This window comes from Trichocoleus sp. FACHB-90 (assembly GCF_014695505.1).
GTDB lineage: Bacteria > Cyanobacteriota > Cyanobacteriia > Cyanobacteriales > FACHB-T130 > Funiculus > Funiculus sociatus.
In genome coordinates this window covers 20,810-37,354 of record NZ_JACJOK010000021.1, presented here as the reverse complement: position 1 = coordinate 37,354, position 16,545 = coordinate 20,810, and the positions used below count along the sequence as shown (strand labels likewise).

The following is a 16,545-nucleotide window of genomic DNA, read 5'->3' as shown; positions in this document are numbered from 1 at the left end:
CTTGAGTCGAAGGATCAGGCTAAACTAACTTGCAGGGGGATGAGTTTCACCCGGTCAAGGCAAACCTGTTAACTGCTCTTTTTGCAGTACCTGTGGACTTGAAAGGTACAGAACAATGAACCAGTATGGCAAAACTTCATGGAAAATGTATAGCTACTTTGTCAAATGTATTAATTTATGACAACTCCATGCGAAAAAAGCTACAGAACATCTCTGGCCACGGTGCGTACTAGGAGCAATATGCTTATAGTAACCGGGAGTAGAGGGGGTGTCGGCCACTTAGCTTAACACGCTTGTGCTAACTTACACAGTGCTTGCAACTCGTGGGTCTGGAGCGTAAACATTTTCTTTTGTTGCTAGAAACTAACATAGGGGAATGTTGAGGGTTTTTCTCTTTGGCAGCAGAATAAATTCGATGAAGACTGATATAAATAATGGATCTCTGGGAGGTTTTGGATGAGCGAGCAAAATCCCTACGAAAAGCTTGGGCTGACAGAAGACTCAACGTTTGAGGAAATTCAGGAGGCGCGATCGCGTCTCCTTCAAGAGCATCATGGGCAAAAGGAGCTTCTGGAAACTATGGAAGCTGCCTACGATGCGATTTTAATGGAGCGTCTTAAAATGCGCCAAGAGGGAAGAATTAAGGTTCCTGAACGGATTCGTTTCCCAGAACGGCGAGAAACACCCGCTCCCAATTTTGCTCCGCCTCCGGTAAACCGTTCTGGGGCTTGGCTATCTCGGCTGGTGGATACGCCTAGTTTACAGGAGGTTATTTGGCCTAGCGGTTTGTTTTTACTATTGAGCGGCGTGAGTCTCCTCTACCCAGGTACGAATGATTCAATGCTGCCAATGAATATGGCTTTGGGAGCCGGATTAACTTTATTCTTTGTCAATCGCAAAGAGCGAAAGTTTGGTCGCGCTATACTGCTGACGCTGTTTGGGTTGTTGGTGGGTATAGGATTGGGAACGCTGTTTAATAGTCTGCTCTTGGAGCAAATTTCCTCTATCGGTGTAAGTGCTAATCAATTCGAGGCAGTAGTGACGTTTATTATCCTCTGGCTGGTCAGCAGCTTTCTACGCTAGAAGGATTTCTTCTGGCTGCGACTGACTCAAAACTAAATCCACGGCTTCGCTGAGGTCGTGGACTATTTCTGTTGGTTGGTATTGCTCTAGTTGGGCGCGCTCGCGTATCCCACAAGTTACCGCAATTACCTTGACATTGTGTTTTTTAGCTGATATAATATCTGCCTCAGTATCTCCCACCATCCACACATCAGTCGCGGGTGGTAATTCCTTGATGGCTCGTTCCATCAGCAAAGGTTTGTCGTCGATGTCGCGAGTCTTAACGTAGTCGTTGCTAAGTCGATAGCAGCGGTCTTTAGGGAAAAAACGCTCTACATCGCAGCGGCTGAAGGCATATTCAAGCTCTAGCTCTCGGCGCATGGTCATAACTACTAAATCGACGCCAGCTTGCTGTACTTTTTCTAAAGCTTCTACAGCTCCCGGAGCTAGTTGATCGTATGTCATATAGGGGAGCGTATGCACAGTTTGACGGCGCAGTCCGGCAAATTCCTTGGCTTGCGCTTCATCTAAACCGGAGAGAATGCCGATTTGTAGCTCTGGTACACGCGATCGCTTCAAACTCCAAAATTCCTCCTTAGACATTTTTCTCACAGGCTGATCTTGGCGTTTCGTATGCTCCAGACAAAACTGGTAAACCTGGTAATATCGCTCCGAAACATCCATAATCGGGCCATCGAAGTCTGTAATAAGTCTTAACATTTGCTTAACTATAGTGACTGCGATTGTTATTTTCAATAGCAGATTACTGCATTTTTGGGACGGATTGGGGATTGGGGATTGGGGATTGGGGATTGGGGATTGGGGATTGGGAAAAAGTCTTACCTAGTTCCTAGTTCCTAGTCCCTAGTCCCCAGCCCCTAGTCCCCAGCCCCCCATCTTCCAAACTACCGCGCTGCATCTGATCGCGCTCAATAGCTTCAAAAAGAGCGCGAAAATTGCCTTCCCCAAAGCCTTGCGCCTGGAAACGACGCTCAATCAGCTCAAAAAAGAAAGTCGGCTGTGCAAAAATTGGCTGAGTAAAAGTTTGCAACAGCAGCGCTTGAGGATTGTCCTTCTCCCAATCCACCAAAATTTGCTGCTTGGCGATTTCTTGTAATTCAGTTTTTGATAAGTCGAGTCCTTGGCGATTTTGCAAATCGGTGTAGTAGGTGGGGGGAACCGACAAGAAAGGTAAACCAGAGGCGCGGAGGTGCGCGATCGCCTGCACAATTTCAGGAGTCTGTAACGCAATATGCTGAATTCCCGAACCTCGATTCACATCCAGAAATTCCTGAATTTGAGAATTAGCCGAACTCGGTTCATTAATCGGTAACTTTACCCAACCATCAGGATGAACCATTACCTTACTGTGCAAGCCAGAACGCTTTGTCTGAATAGCGAACGACTGGTGGGGCAAAAAAGAGAGGGTATTTTTATACCAAGCAACCGCCCGATCCAGATCGCCAGCAGGAACATTCAGCACCACATGATCGATAGCGGTAAACAGTCCCTTGTCTATTGTTTGTTGTTTATTCCCGCTAAATACCAAAAAACCAATATCAACTGGCACATTGCCGCTTGCTTCAATTAAAGTATGCGACAGCGAACCCCAGCCAGTGATTTTGCCCCACTTGACATATCCTTCATCTTGGAAAAAGTGCCTAATTGGTTGCAGCACTTTCGCCCCTTGCGATCGCGCCCTCTCTATCACCGAATCGACATCTGGAACCCGAAAAGCCAAATCTGCCACACCAGGAGGGTGCAGGCGCAAAAACTCAGCAACCGGGCTAGTGGGTGCAATAGGAGAAGACAGAATAAAGCAGACTGAACCGCTTTTAACTACTTCCGTGCGGGTGTCGCTACTCGCACCGCCAAAGACACATTGAAAGCCCAGGATTTGAACAAACCAGTCGCGCAACGCTGTGGCATCTTCAACATAAAAGCGAACGTGATCGATTTTCATGGTTTATTCAGTCTTAGAGCTTTCCTGAGTGTAAATTCTGCCCTTTTCCCCGGATTTCCCGGTCACTCCTAAGAGAGATACAAGGCTAGAAAAATAGGTGGCTTTCTGGCTGAATATTAATTTCCATTGGCACCGCCTGCGGATCGGCTGCAAGAGCGAACATAATTGCGTCAGCAGCAGTTTCGGCACTGAGCATCTTTTTTCGGTCAACCTTCAAGGTAACTTTATCCCAGAAGGGAGAATCGACACCGCCAAAGTAGAACAAGGTGAACTTGATGCCAAAACGCTTCAGTTCATCCGCCATGCACTTGCTGAAACCCACAACACCAAACTTGGAGGCACAGTAAGCCGCTGCCATCGCCATTGAGTGCTTGCCCAAAATCCCTACCACATTGCAGATGTGACCGCTTTTATGCTCCTTCATCGCCTCAGCAGCCGCCTGACAGGTGTAAAAACTGCCCTTTAAATTCACATCAATCATGGCATCTAAGTCTTCTGGCTCTAACTGGTTGTACTGCTTGAGAATACCAGCACCAGCAGCATTGACTAAGACATCGATTTTCCCAAACTGGGCAACAGCCTTGGACATCAGCGCCTGTACCTGCTGTTGGTCGGTAATATCTGTGGGTACGGTTAAAACAGAATCGAGTTCTGATGCCAAGGAATCCAAACGGTTGCTATCTCTTGCCGCCAGTACCAACTGCGCTCCGGTTGGTGCCAGTTTGCGTGTCAAGGCGGAACCAATCCCGCCAGTGGCACCAACGATTACAATAACTTTGTCTTGCATATTGCTTTACATTTCTTTACATCTTTCCCCATAATACTGATTCCGGCTGATTCTGCTCAACAAAGGCGGTTACACTCCTTTTGCTGGTTTTTTCTCATTCCCAGGCTCGTGAGGATGGCACTGGGGGAACTTTCCCAGCAAACCTTGTCTTATTGATAAAGTGCTTCGCGCGTTCCCTCTTCAAATGGAGTAATTCATGAATTGGATTGTCACATCCGCACAACAGATATTTGCAGGCTTATTCTGGCTTTTTACCACGCCATTTTTTAATATAGGCAGCAACTCTCTCTCGCTTGGTTTGATTGTCCAACTGATTTTGTTAGCCTTGACGGTATTTGTGATTTCTCGCGCCATTAGTGAGTGGATAAAGCGGAAGCTGCTGGTACGAGTGGGATTAGATAGGGGAAGTCGAGAAGCGATCGCATCCGTCCTTAGCTATTTGTTGGTAGGCTTGGGTTTCATGATTGTGCTGCAAACAGCAGGCATCAACCTCAGCTCTCTGACTGTATTTGCTGGAGTTATCGGGATTGGTGTAGGTTTCGGGTTACAAAATTTAGCCAGCAACTTTATCAGCGGACTCACTCTACTTGTTGAATAACCAATCAGAGTTGGAGACTTTATCGAAATTGAGAACCTGCTTGGAACTGTAGAAAACATTTCTATTCGCTCCACTATTGTCCGGACACTTAATGGCGTTGTCGTTATAGTTCCTAATATTCGTTTTGTCGAAAATCATATTATTAACTGGAGTTATAAAGATTCTAATTGTCGCATTCATCTTCCAATTGGCGTGGCATACGGTAGCGCGGTATTAGTTACCGAGGCACTTTTAGCCGCCGCTCGCATGGAAACTGGCGTTTTATCTTCTCCTCCTCCCAAAGTTTGGTTTAAAGCTTTCGGAGAAAGTTCTTTAGATTTTGAACTGGTACTTTGGATCGACCAGCCACAAAATAGCGAGCCAATTAAAAGTTCTTTAAACTTTTTGATTGAACATGAATTTCGCTATCGAGGCATTGAAATTCCTTTTCCCCAGCGGGATGTAACAATCCGAAATCTAGAAAAATTAGAAAATTTGTTTCAAAAACATAACGCCGCAGATGTTTCCAATGGCATCAACTCCCAGAATGGCGCGATCGCATCCAACAACAAGCTAGTTTCAAAATCTCCTGACAATTGGACGCTGCGCGATTTGTTGCGGCGCGTGGCATACTTTGAAGGGTCTACTGATTTAGAATTGCGGCAATTAATTGAATATGGGTATCGGCAACTTTTTCCAAACTGACAAGTTGTATGTCAAGAGAATGACCCTGGCGATTCATTTTACATTATTCTCACCGGGTCTGTAGAAGTTTTTTCCCAAAAAGCAGAGAAATATATTGCCACGCTTCACCAAGGCGAATTTTTTGGGGAAATGTCTTTGCTGATGGGAACCCCTCGTTCAGCTACAGTTCGCACTTTGGAAGATTCAATTTTGTTTGTAGTAGATCGCCACGATTTACAGAAACTTTTGGTAGATCATCGAGAATTAGCGGATCAGATTGCTCAAAAATTATCTGAAAGGCAACAGGCGCTAAGAGATTTAGGATTACTCGCTGAAGAAATCACAGAACCGACTCCTTTTATTCGGCTACGTCAACGAATTCAAAACCTTTTTGGTATTTGATTTTAGTTTGTGTTTCTTATCGTTTATTAAAGATAGCCTTTACCTTTATCCAGCCTAAGTTTTAGTTAGTATAGCAGCGCTCTTAACCAAAACTTAATTCCTTTTTTATCTAAAGATAAATTAATTTTAATTCAACCACAATCCTAGATTATAAATCCTTAACCATGAACAGGTATTCTATCTGGGGTTAGATTTAGAGCGAACTTAGGGTTCCGGAGCGAAGGATATGGCAGCCAACGAAGTAAAGTTTAAGCTTAACCGCTTGACAGCAATAGGTACTGCGGCAATCACAGCTGCAACAATTGGTTTATCTGTATCTGCGGTTAAGTCTCAAAGCCCAGCAACAATTAAGATTGACGGTTCCAGCACAGTTTTCCCGATTACTGAAGCCGTAGCCGAAGAGTTTCAGAAGTCAAGAAGAGGCGCAGTAAGAGTTACAGTTGGCGTTTCCGGTACTGGCGGCGGCTTCAAAAAATTCTGTTCTGGCGAGACAGATATTTCTAACGCCTCCCGTCCTATCAGCACCTCAGAAATGGCGGCGTGTAAAGCCGCGGGCGTTCAGTACGTTGAACTGCCAATTGCTTATGATGCCTTAACAGTTGTGGTTAACCCGGCAAACACTTGGGTCAAGAGCCTGACAGTTGCAGAACTTAAGAAAATGTGGGAGCCTGCGGCACAAGGTAAAGTCAAAACTTGGAACCAAGTACGTTCTTCATTCCCCAATGCACCTATAAAACTATTTGGGCCGGGTGCTAGTTCTGGCACCTTCGACTACTTTACCGAAGCTATTAACGGCAAAGCCAAAGCCAGTAGGAGTGATTTCACTGCTAGCGAAGATGACAACGTACTGGTACAGGGCGTTTCCCGCGATAAGAATGCGCTGGGATACTTCGGATATGCCTACTACGAAGAAAACAAGGGCAAGTTGAAGGCAGTACCAATTGATAGCGGCAAAGGCCCCGTGTCCCCATCTGCCCAGGCGGTGCAGAATGGAACTTACACTCCCCTGTCTCGGCCTATGTTTATCTACGTCAGCTCTAAATCTATTAACAAGCCACAGGTGCAGCAGTTTGTACAGTATTACATAGGTAATGCTGGTAAGTTTGCTCGTGAAGTGAAGTATGTTGCTCTGCCAGCGCAGGCATACACCCTCGCGAATAGTCACTTCAAAAACAAAAAGTTCGGCACAGTGTTTGCGGGCGATACAAAAACCGGACTGAGAATTGAACAACTGCTACAGCTCGAAGCTAAACAGTAATAGGCAATAAAAAGGAAAAATTTACTTATTAAATTTTTCCTTTTCCTTCTCAGAGGATGTCCCCGAAGTGTCAAAAGTTAGTTTGCTCCCCCCCAGCCCTCCTTTTCAAGGGGAGAAAATCAAGTCTAAGTCCCCCTTTTTAAGGGGGATGCAAGGGGGATCTCAACCGCCTAAGCGTCTCGATTATAACTTTTCAGACGTCCTCTCAAAGCCCAACCTAAAAAGCATTTCAACTACTATCCATAAGTGGCTTAATTATGACCGAAAGACCACTGCAACTACCTTCTAAACAGGCTCAATTATCGTCAAAGCTAGTACGCGACTTGCGGGAAAAGGCAATTGAGTTTGTGTTATTTTTGGCGGCGCTTTCCTCGGTAGGAGTTACCTTTGCAATTATCGGCATCTTAATTGAAGAGTCTTTCCTATTTTTCCAGAAAGTATCTATAGTAGAATTCCTCACCAGCACCACTTGGTCGCCTTTGATTGCCGACGCAGATGGAAAATTTAACTACGGGATATTGCCGCTGATTTCAGGAACTTTAGTTACTACAGCAGTGGCATTGTTGCTGGCAGTGCCGTTGGGTACTATTGCAGCTATTTATCTAAGCGAATTTGCTAAACCACGAGTGCGAGAGGTGGTTAAACCAGCCTTAGAATTACTGGCAGGCATTCCGACAGTTGTTTACGGTTATTTTGCATTTTTGTTCGTCACCCCGTTGTTGCAGAAAGTGTATCCCGATTTGCCTGGTTTTAATATGTTGAGCGCTGGGCTAGTCATCGGTGTAATGATTATTCCTTATGTCAGTTCTCTGAGTGAAGATGCCATGCGTGCGGTACCTGTGCATTTGCGCGAGGGTTCCTATGCAATGGGGGCCACCCGCTTGCAGACGGCGTTGCGAGTTGTATTACCAGCTGCTATTTCCGGGATATCGGCCGCGTACATTTTGGGAATCTCGCGTGCCGTGGGAGAAACGATGGTGGTAGCGATCGCAGCTGGGGGTCAGCCTAATCTTACCTGGAATCCGACAGAACCAGCACAGACAATTACGGCCTACATCGTGGCAGTAAGTCTCGGCGACCTGCCTTATGGCAGCTTGGAATATGAAACCATATTTGCAGCTGGATTAACCCTAGTGCTGATGACCCTAGTTTTCAACATTGGCGGTCATTTCTTGAGAAAACGCTACCGAGAAATTTACTAAGTTAGTTATTAATAATTTAATAATCAATGACTAGCTAATAAATAATGAAAAATTTACAAGAGATTCGCTCTATTATTGCCAAGAGCAAGCGTTGGGACTTGGCTTTCCAAATCGTCGGCTTGTTGTCGATGTTATTTGGAATTGTCACTTTAATGGCGTTGGTGCTTAACTTAATGCACAACGGTTTACCGCGCCTTGATGGGCAATTTCTCACCTCCTTCCCTAGTCGCAAAGCGGAAGAAGCAGGCATCCTTTCTGCGTGGGTAGGAAGCGCCCTAGTAATGTTGGTAACTGCTGCAACTTCAATTCCAGTAGGGATAGCAGCAGGCATTTATTTAGAAGAATATGCTAAGAAAGGTTGGCTTTCCGACTTCATCGAAATCAATGTCACCAACTTGGCGGGAGTTCCCTCCATTGTCTACGGACTGTTAGCATTAGGCTTGTTCGTGTATAGATTTAAGTTGGGAGAAAGCGTTCTCACCGCCGGATTAACTCTGGCACTGTTGGTTTTGCCGATAGTAATTGTGACAACTCGCGAAGCTCTCCGCGCCATTCCCAATAGTATTCGCGAAGCTGCCTATGCAGTTGGTGCCAGCAAGTGGCAGGTGATCTGGGATCATGTTTTGCGTTACTCAACTGGCACAATTCTTACTGGTATAATTGTTGGCTTAGCACGAGCCATTGGCGAGACTGCTCCCCTAGTCACCATTGGCGCTCTTACCTTCATCTCCTTTTTGCCAGAACCCCCAATTCAAGGACAGTTTCCCTTCATTTCTTTTAAGTGGTTGCTGGCACCGTTCACAGTTTTGCCCATCCAAATGTTTGATTGGGTATCCCGTCCCCAGGAGGAATTTCAAGTTAATGCAGCAGCGGCGGGTATCGTCCTAGTTCTTATGACACTAGCTATGAATGGTATAGCAATTTTTCTGCGCTATCGTTTACGAAAAAATATCAAATGGTAGAAAAAATCGAAACCAACCAATCTCCCTTAAATTCAGCCAAAAATATTAAAGCTGAGGTTAATAACCTAAATTTTTATTATGGCGGTACTGTCCACGCACTGAAAAATATTAACCTGCCAGTCGGTGACAAACAGGTAACAGCGCTAATTGGCCCTTCAGGCTGTGGCAAAACCACTTTGTTGCGGTGTTTCAATCGGATGCACGACCTTTACCCCGGAAATCGCTACGAAGGGGAAATCCGCCTGGATAGCGATGGTATTAATATTCTCAGTCGTAAAGTTGACCCGATTGAAGTTCGGATGCGGATTAGTATGGTGTTTCAAAGACCTAATCCATTTCCTAAGTCAATCTACGAAAATGTGGCTTATGGTTTGCGGGTGCGGGGTATATCAAAGCGTAGCCTTCTTGATGAAAAAGTAGAGCAAGCTTTGCGTAGTGCTGCGCTTTGGGAGGAAGTAAAAAATCGCTTAAATGACTTAGCTTTCAACCTTTCCGGCGGTCAACAGCAGCGCTTGTGTATTGCCCGTGCTTTGGCAACTGAGCCTGAAATTATTCTTTTCGATGAACCGACATCGGCGCTAGACCCAATTGCTACTGGCAGCATTGAAGAATTAATTGCTGAGTTGAAAAAACAGGTGACAATTCTAATAGTGACTCACAGTATGCAGCAGGCAGCTCGTGTTTCTGACTATACGGCGTTTATGTACTTGGGGGAGTTGGTAGAGTTTGACGATACGAAGACTATTTTTGCTCAGCCTGCGAAGAAGCAGACAGCAGACTACGTAAACGGACGATTTGGCTAATTTTAATCCTTGTTAAGAGTTTCTTAACTGGGAATGCCTATTTATCAGGCTCTGTCTTATATTAATTTATAGGAAGCAGAGCCTCGAATACTTGCGTTAATAGTTTCTGACTCTTAACGAGAAATGCTGAGTGTCTTATTTTTATTTTGACCAATTTACTTAGCGATCGCAACTCGATATGACTTCCCTGAATTTTCTACCTTAAAAGCACTACACGACTGCAAAAACTTTAGGAAGTTACCATCCATCTTCAATTGCTTCATTATTGCGCTAATCGTTACCCCGTATTGCTTGTGAAATTCACTACCTAAACTTTCTATGGGAATAGGCGAGTTTTCAGATGTATTAGTTAAGGAGTTTAGAAGATTTATTAATACCTGTTCCAAAACAGCTTGCGAGTTAATCGTAGATGCAGAGTTTTGGGCAAATTCCACAAACTCATCTTTACCAGTATTCTGAACTTTCAACCCTTGGCATGACTGTAAAAATTTACTTAAGCTTGAGCCTAGTCCTAATTTTTTAAGAACTTCAGTTGCAGATTTGTTATATACAGCTCTGAAACCTGTACCCAAGTGTGATAAGGAAATTTTAGACTCTGGAGACTTGGTTTTTATACTACCCAAAATTCCTATAAGCGCCTGTTCTAATTCTTGCTTAGAGTTAATAGTATGTAAATGCTTTATGTCAGTTTTAACATCAGTTAGAGCAGTATTATTACTGTTATTACTGGCTACACTTCTAGGAGCAATTGTCTCAAATAGCGTTACATATAATTCAGACTGCTCTGGCGGTTGATGAACAACAAAATCAGATGGATTGTTTATAAAAATATCTCTAGCTCTCTTACCCGGAAGATGAGCCGCGACAACTTGGCTGATAGTAATTTTGTGTAAATCCAGAAACAAAGCGGAGATTATTGATAGCTTAATCCACTGGTTTGCGGTACGTTCTTGCTCACTTTTAATCAGTAATTGGAGATGCGTAATACATTGAGATAAGGTCGGGATTTCGAGCGGTTTTTTGGGGGGATAAGTCTCAGTTTTACCATTTTTGTAGTTAGATATTGTTAAATTTTCTCCCTGCCGCCAAACGCGATATACATTTAATCCAGTTTTTAGAAGATGGTTACAAAGGTTTGTCATCACTTTGTCTGAGGAGCAAACTAAAACTTCTCTGGCTTTGGGATAATGTTCACGAATTGACAAGCCAACTGCGATCATTTTCCCATCAGCATTGTCTCGGCCAGCAGGAACGTGAATCAAGTCATAGCCACGCTCATGAAGTTCAGCATCTAGCTTGCCCAGATGCCGCCAATTTGCAAAGGCAATTTTTACTTGAATAGGATAGGTGCAAACTGTTGTTAAGAAATTTTCGGTTTCGGTGTCCAGTTGCAAGTTTTCTGTATCCAGAAGTAAGATAGCGATCGCTTTTGGCGTATGTGCGTCAGCGCTGCTGGCGTTAGGGGTATCTTGGACATTAGTGCTGTTCGCTCCCGCGGCTTGTTGCATTACACTATTGTTTGGACTCTGGCTCATATGACGAATTTTTGCCAGTAAGTTACTGTAAATCGGCAACTCTAAACAGCGCCCAATTAGCAGAACTTGCAGAAATTTCTGTACCGTTTTAATCAGTGTATCCCTGTCTTGTGCTTTACTGAGTTCTGTTTCCAACTTCAGCAGGAATGCAGACTGATAACGAGTATCGCGCCAAGGAGCATTCCTGTACTTTTCGCTGAGTAATTCAGGTTCGTACTGCTGGATAGAAATAATCGCTTGGTAGACACAGAGGCTGATTTGGTGGATAACGGCAGAATCATTTGCTGCCCGCAAGCTGGGATTATCTGGCATAGCTGTTCACAAGATATATCCCATAATAAAAGATGAAGATTCACATATCTTAAACATGGCGAGAGACCTGCGGGGATTCATCAAACTACTGGAAGAAAGGGGACAATTACGGCGAATTTCAGCCTTAGTTGACCCAGATATGGAAATTGCGGAGATTTCCAACCGGATGTTGCAACGGGGTGGCCCCGGACTGCTATTTGAAAATGTCAAAGGGGCTGACTATCCGGTGGCGGTGAACCTGATGGGTACAGTTGAGCGGATTTGCTGGGCGATGAATATGCAGCATCCGTTGGAGTTGGAGGAACTGGGCAAAAAGCTGAGTATGTTGCAACAGCCGAAGCCACCGAAGAAGATTTCTCAGGCGGTGGAGTTTGGCAAGCTGCTATTTGATGTGCTGAAGGCGAAACCGGGACGCGATTTTTTCCCGGCGTGTCATCAAGTGGTAATCCAAGGCGATGATTTGGATTTGAATAGATTGCCGTTGATTCGTCCTTATTCGGGGGATGCTGGCAAGATTATCACGCTGGGGCTGGTAATTACCAAGGATTGCGAGACGGGTACGCCGAATGTGGGCGTTTATCGCCTGCAACTGCAATCTCGCAATACGATGACGGTGCATTGGCTATCGGTGCGGGGCGGTGCGAGACATTTGCGGAAGGCGGCGGAACAGGGGAAGAAATTGGAGGTTGCGATCGCGCTCGGTGTTGACCCTCTGATCATCATGGCAGCTGCAACACCGATTCCAGTCGATTTATCAGAATGGCTGTTCGCTGGACTCTACGGCGGTTCTGGGGTGCAGTTGGCGAAGTGTAAGACGGTAGATTTAGAAGTGCCAGCCGACTCGGAATTTGTCCTAGAAGGCACGATTACACCGGGGGAAGTGCTGTCCGATGGCCCGTTTGGCGATCACATGGGCTATTACGGCGGTGTGGAAGATTCGCCGTTGATTCGCTTCCAGTGCATGACGCACCGCAAAGATCCAATGTATATGACAACGTTTAGCGGTCGTCCGCCGAAAGAAGAAGCGATGATGGCGATCGCGCTGAACCGCATTTACACGCCGATTTTACGACAACAAGTTTCAGAGATTGTTGATTTCTTCCTCCCAATGGAAGCGCTGAGTTATAAAGCGGCGATTATATCCATTGATAAGGCATATCCGGGACAAGCGCGACGGGCAGCCTTAGCTTTTTGGAGTGCTTTACCTCAGTTTACTTACACCAAGTTTGTGATTGTGGTAGATAAAAATATTAACATCAGAGATCCGCGTCAAGTTGTATGGGCAATTAGTTCCAAAGTTGATCCAGTTCGAGATGTTTTCATTTTGCCCAATACGCCTTTTGATACTTTGGATTTTGCCAGCGAAAAAATTGGCTTAGGTGGAAGAATGGGTATTGATGCGACTACCAAGATTCCTCCAGAAACGGAACATGAATGGGGCGAACCTTTGGAATCCGATCCAGATGTCGCAGCGATGGTGGAAAGACGCTGGGCAGAGTATGGCTTAGCGGACTTGCAATTAGGAGAAGTTGATCCGAAATTGTTTGGCTACGATATGAAGTAATTATTTGGCACCAGCACCAACGCTGGTGTTAAATAATTGGGAAACTTATGGCTAAAAAGATAAGGAAGACAGCATCAAAGCTAATCGCCGGATTAGCACTCGGTAGCATTAGCTGGATTATCAATACTGGCGCAGCTAATCTTAGCGTATTAGCGCAATCAGCTAATGAAAAAAAGTGCGATATTTCTGCCATCGTTATCGACAAAGATCCGCAAGGTTTAAATGTACGTAGTGGCCCAGGTACCAGTAACCGAATTCTGGGGAAAATTCCCACATACGAGTCAGTTGATATCATCGCTTCCTCTGGAAATTGGGTAAAAATTAGGAAGGATTATAGCGACGGCTTTCGGGGAACTGGCTGGGTGTTTCTGCCCATGTTAGGCACCGCAACAAGGGGTTATGAAACGAATGGGGTTAATCTTTATGCCAGTCCTAGTCAGCAAAGCCGAAAAATTGGACGAGTTCCACGTAGAACCGATGTCAAACTATTAGGCTGTCAGGGACAATGGGCGCAGATTGAATATCGAGGTGTTAAAGGTTGGCTGAAAAGTGACGATCAATGTGGCTTAGGCACCACCTGTTCTTAATTGTTTTGCATTGAGAAGATTTGGCGCAAAACTGTTTAGCTATGATATAACGTAGAACCCCACCGCCAGCCTCTCCCCGCAAGCGAGGAGGGGCTAAAAAATGAGTCTAAAATTTTTAGTTTTTAGGTACTTTTATGCCTTCTCCATTTCCGGGGATGAATCCCTATTTAGAACATCCTGATTTTTGGACTGGAATATATCACTTGCTGATTAGCAAACTTTTGAACTTGTTGGCTCCCCAGGGAAAACGCATCTAAAAGTTATTGATTTGTAGCTGCAAAGGACATCTAATTTACTTCTCCCGGTTTTAAGAATAAATCTCAAACTCTAACTGATGATTGAGAAAGTTGTGAGTGAAATGGTCAACAATATTTGTGTCGCTGAGTTCTAAATTGTAGAAATCTACAAATTCATGTTCAAAATATGGGCCAGCGTGCCAAGTTCCTATTTCTAATTTGATGAAACAATTACCAGGAATGCGGAAAGCTGCAATGTCTTCTAATGCGGGTTTGTCAGCATCATTATTAGGAGGGGCAACGGCGATTAGCCAATCTTTTCCTTCGAGGGAACCTAAACATTGAGTGCATTGGGTGTGGCGTGTGATTGTGTGAAATTTCCGCCCTTTGTGGTGCAGTCGCATGATGTAAAAGCGGGGTATTCCATTTTGAAGATTTAGTTGGGCATCTTCTGTGTCGTAGTTTTTGCCGTCAACACTGGCAGAGATTACTTGACCGTAGGGGCGGAAATTTTCTGGTGTTATTAATTGTGCTTGTAGTTGTTGGATTGTTTTTGATGTGTTCATATTAAGTCAAGAAAAACTAACCGCAGAGGCGCTGAGAACGCAGAGAAAAGAGAAGTTTTAAGAGATGATGGGGTTTATTCTGGTTTGGGTTTGCCAGGAATTATTGAGGCTTGTTTTTCGTCGTCTGAGGGTCTGGTGTACCACCACGCCCAGGCAATTAAGACTGCTTGAAAGGGAAGTCTTGCTGCTTGAAACCAGGGAGAGTTCGGTATGTTTGGAAGCTGGATTTGGTTAACTGCCATGTTGATGTTGGCTGGGAAAACGAAGATGAAAAGAGTAAGTAATCCCCAAGCCGCAGTATGACTGACGAGGGGAATTAATAGCCCGATACCGCCTAATATTTCAAAGAAGCCGCTGATATAGACGAGTGACAGAGGGTAAGGTAGTTCGGCGGGGATGAGTTTGGCAAATATGTTTGGGATTACAAAGTGCAGCACGCCGACAAGAATGATACAGGCGGCGAGGATGATTCGCAAAAGTTCTTTGTTCTTTTTGATGAGTTCCATTTGAACCTATACAGACTGATTATTATAAAATACTGACAAATTTTGTCTATTTTTTTAGTTTCTGCGTGAAATTTTCCTTTTTCTTGAATCAAGATTCGGAAAATTTGGTTGCAAATCCTCCAAAATAAGAAAATATCTCTTATCCTCATGGAGGCTAGCCAGATGACTGCAACTTCTATACGATCAATAGACTGGAATGCTCTGTCATCTGAGCTGACGGGCATAGAAATCATTACTGATGCTACCCAAGTCGCGAAACTTTCCCAAGATTACTACACGTTCAGCCCGGTGTTGCAAAACCTGTTGAGTGGGAAAACGGGGAATTTAGTTGCCCGTCCGGTTACTGAGGCGCAAGTGTTACAAGTGGCGGCAGCTTGTGTTAAGTATAAAGCGCCGCTGACGTTGCGGGGTGCGGGTACGGGGAATTATGGTCAGTGCGTACCTCTGGAAGGTGGGGTAATTTTGGATACTACGCGGTTGAATGCGATTCGCTGGATTAAGCCGGGTTTGGCGTGTGTGGAGCCTGGGGTGAAGCTGGCGGCGTTGGATAAACAGGCACGGGAAGCGGGGTGGGAAATGCGAATGGCACCTTCAACTTACCGCACGGCGACAATTGGAGGGTTTATTGGCGGTGGGAGTGGGGGAATTGGTTCGATTACTTACGGACAGTTGCGCGATCGCGGTAATCTCCATGCTCTTAGAGTGGTGACAATGGAAGATGTACCGCGTGTAATTGAGTTACGCGGCGATGAAGTCCAAAAGGTAAATCACGCCTACGGGACGAATGGCATTATTACTGAGTTAGAAATTCCCCTTAGCCCCGCTTATGCTTGGGCAGAGTTAATCGTCACTTTTGATGATTTTATGACAGCTGCTCACTTTGGCCAAAGTCTGGGTGATGCTGATGGTTTGATTAAGAAATTAATTTGTATCTGTGCTGCGCCAATTCCATCTTACTTTGCTGCTTTACGCAATCAGATTCCTGAAAATAGTCACTGTGCTTTGTTGATGGTGGCAGAATGTTGTCTGGAACCGTTACAAGGTTTGATTCGGGAATATGGCGGTACAATTTGTTATGAAAAATCTGCAAGAGAAGCTAGTAAAGGTACTTCTTTAGCAGAGTTTACTTGGAATCATACTACTTTACACGCTCGTAGTGTTGACCCGACACTCACTTATTTACAAACTCTATTTCCAGCAGATAAAAGTCTTAATTTGGTGGAGCATATGTATCATCATTTTGGTGAGGAAGTGATGATGCACTTGGAATTCCTTCGGGTGAATGGTACTGCTATCCCTGCTGCTTTGCAAATTGTTCGCTATACGACTGAGGAAAGGTTGAAGGAAATTATTCGCTATCACGAGGAACAGGGGGCGTTTATTGCTAATCCTCACACTTATATTTTGGAGGATGGGGGAAGAAAAAGTATTGATCCGGTGCAGTTGCAGTTTAAGGAGATGGTTGATCCTTATGGGTTGTTGAATCCAGGTAAGATGAAGGCTTGGGGAGAAAGGAAATAAATGAACCGCTCCAGACGC

16 protein-coding genes and 3 pseudogenes are annotated in these 16,545 nt (G+C 44.7%); 13 read left to right on the top strand and 6 right to left on the bottom strand.

Features of this window, described 5'->3' with window-relative positions; translation table 11 throughout:
* Nucleotides 1-456: 456 nt before the first annotated feature.
* Entirely contained in the window at nt 457-1,083 is a 627-nt protein-coding gene (locus tag H6F74_RS06640; protein ID WP_190438118.1) for a CPP1-like family protein, read from the top strand.
* Here the strand turns inward: H6F74_RS06640 and H6F74_RS06635 are convergent.
* The 3 genes from H6F74_RS06635 to H6F74_RS06625 form a co-directional block, all read right to left on the bottom strand.
* Nucleotides 1,075-1,782, bottom strand: a complete 708-nt coding sequence (locus H6F74_RS06635) for an HAD family hydrolase (protein WP_190438115.1) — start codon at nt 1,780-1,782, stop codon at nt 1,075-1,077. The genes H6F74_RS06640 and H6F74_RS06635 overlap by 9 nt on opposite strands.
* A gap of 130 nt (nt 1,783-1,912) precedes the next feature.
* The gene (gene hppD, locus H6F74_RS06630; RefSeq protein WP_190438113.1) at nt 1,913-3,025 is read right to left on the bottom strand and encodes a 4-hydroxyphenylpyruvate dioxygenase; all 1,113 of its coding nucleotides are present in this window, start codon (nt 3,023-3,025) and stop codon (nt 1,913-1,915) included.
* Between the two features lie 85 nt (nt 3,026-3,110).
* Nucleotides 3,111-3,812, bottom strand: coding sequence for an SDR family oxidoreductase (locus H6F74_RS06625; RefSeq protein WP_190438110.1), 702 nt, complete (start codon nt 3,810-3,812; stop codon nt 3,111-3,113).
* 196 nt (nt 3,813-4,008) lie between these two features.
* Here H6F74_RS06625 and H6F74_RS30890 point away from each other — a divergent pair, with 196 nt between their 5' ends.
* From H6F74_RS30890 to pstB, 8 genes and pseudogenes are all read left to right on the top strand, one after another.
* The gene (locus tag H6F74_RS30890; protein WP_199300923.1) at nt 4,009-4,410 is read left to right on the top strand and encodes a mechanosensitive ion channel domain-containing protein; all 402 of its coding nucleotides are present in this window, start codon (nt 4,009-4,011) and stop codon (nt 4,408-4,410) included.
* 3 nt (nt 4,411-4,413) lie between these two features.
* Nucleotides 4,414-4,551 (top strand): annotated as a pseudogene (locus H6F74_RS30885) (mechanosensitive ion channel domain-containing protein); the annotation flags it as partial.
* 51 nt (nt 4,552-4,602) lie between these two features.
* Nucleotides 4,603-5,094, top strand: coding sequence for a hypothetical protein (locus H6F74_RS30880; RefSeq protein ID WP_347269483.1), 492 nt, complete (start codon nt 4,603-4,605; stop codon nt 5,092-5,094).
* Nucleotides 5,095-5,106: 12 nt separating this feature from the next.
* Nucleotides 5,107-5,475 (top strand): annotated as a pseudogene (locus H6F74_RS29875) (cyclic nucleotide-binding domain-containing protein); the annotation flags it as partial.
* 226 nt (nt 5,476-5,701) lie between these two features.
* Nucleotides 5,702-6,733 (top strand): PstS family phosphate ABC transporter substrate-binding protein, encoded by a 1,032-nt coding sequence (locus H6F74_RS06615; RefSeq protein WP_190438109.1) that lies wholly within the window; start codon nt 5,702-5,704, stop codon nt 6,731-6,733.
* Between the two features lie 257 nt (nt 6,734-6,990).
* On the top strand, nt 6,991-7,935 hold the full coding sequence (gene pstC, locus H6F74_RS06610; protein ID WP_190420004.1) for a phosphate ABC transporter permease subunit PstC: 945 nt from the start codon (nt 6,991-6,993) through the stop codon (nt 7,933-7,935).
* Nucleotides 7,936-7,979: 44 nt separating this feature from the next.
* Entirely contained in the window at nt 7,980-8,897 is a 918-nt protein-coding gene (gene pstA, locus H6F74_RS06605) for a phosphate ABC transporter permease PstA (protein ID WP_190438106.1), read from the top strand.
* On the top strand, nt 8,891-9,700 hold the full coding sequence (gene pstB, locus H6F74_RS06600; protein WP_190438103.1) for a phosphate ABC transporter ATP-binding protein PstB: 810 nt from the start codon (nt 8,891-8,893) through the stop codon (nt 9,698-9,700). The genes pstA and pstB overlap by 7 nt, the downstream gene beginning before the upstream one ends.
* Nucleotides 9,701-9,855: 155 nt before the next feature.
* On the opposite strand, the gene H6F74_RS06595 is transcribed toward pstB, so the two are convergent.
* Nucleotides 9,856-11,547, bottom strand: a complete 1,692-nt coding sequence (locus tag H6F74_RS06595) for an NYN domain-containing protein (protein WP_190438100.1) — start codon at nt 11,545-11,547, stop codon at nt 9,856-9,858.
* Nucleotides 11,548-11,602: 55 nt separating this feature from the next.
* On the opposite strand from H6F74_RS06595, the gene H6F74_RS06590 reads away from it, so the two are divergent.
* The 3 genes and pseudogenes from H6F74_RS06590 to H6F74_RS06580 all read left to right on the top strand — a co-directional run.
* Nucleotides 11,603-13,111, top strand: a complete 1,509-nt coding sequence (locus H6F74_RS06590) for a UbiD family decarboxylase (RefSeq protein WP_190438098.1) — start codon at nt 11,603-11,605, stop codon at nt 13,109-13,111.
* A 47-nt stretch (nt 13,112-13,158) separates the two neighbouring features.
* A complete protein-coding gene (locus tag H6F74_RS06585; RefSeq protein ID WP_190438096.1) occupies nt 13,159-13,698 on the top strand; it encodes an SH3 domain-containing protein in 540 nt (179 codons plus the stop codon).
* A 134-nt stretch (nt 13,699-13,832) separates the two neighbouring features.
* Nucleotides 13,833-13,940, top strand: a pseudogene (locus H6F74_RS06580) (DUF4058 family protein); the annotation flags it as partial.
* Between the two features lie 65 nt (nt 13,941-14,005).
* Here H6F74_RS06580 and H6F74_RS06575 read toward each other — a convergent pair.
* Nucleotides 14,006-14,500: an ureidoglycolate lyase gene (locus tag H6F74_RS06575; protein WP_190438092.1), complete on the bottom strand. Its 495-nt coding sequence runs from the start codon at nt 14,498-14,500 to the stop codon at nt 14,006-14,008.
* Between the two features lie 74 nt (nt 14,501-14,574).
* Nucleotides 14,575-14,997, bottom strand: coding sequence for a DoxX family protein (locus H6F74_RS06570; RefSeq protein ID WP_190438153.1), 423 nt, complete (start codon nt 14,995-14,997; stop codon nt 14,575-14,577).
* Between the two features lie 171 nt (nt 14,998-15,168).
* On the opposite strand from H6F74_RS06570, the gene H6F74_RS06565 reads away from it, so the two are divergent.
* A complete protein-coding gene (locus tag H6F74_RS06565) occupies nt 15,169-16,527 on the top strand; it encodes an FAD-binding oxidoreductase (RefSeq protein WP_190438089.1) in 1,359 nt (452 codons plus the stop codon).
* Nucleotides 16,528-16,545 lie beyond the last annotated feature (18 nt).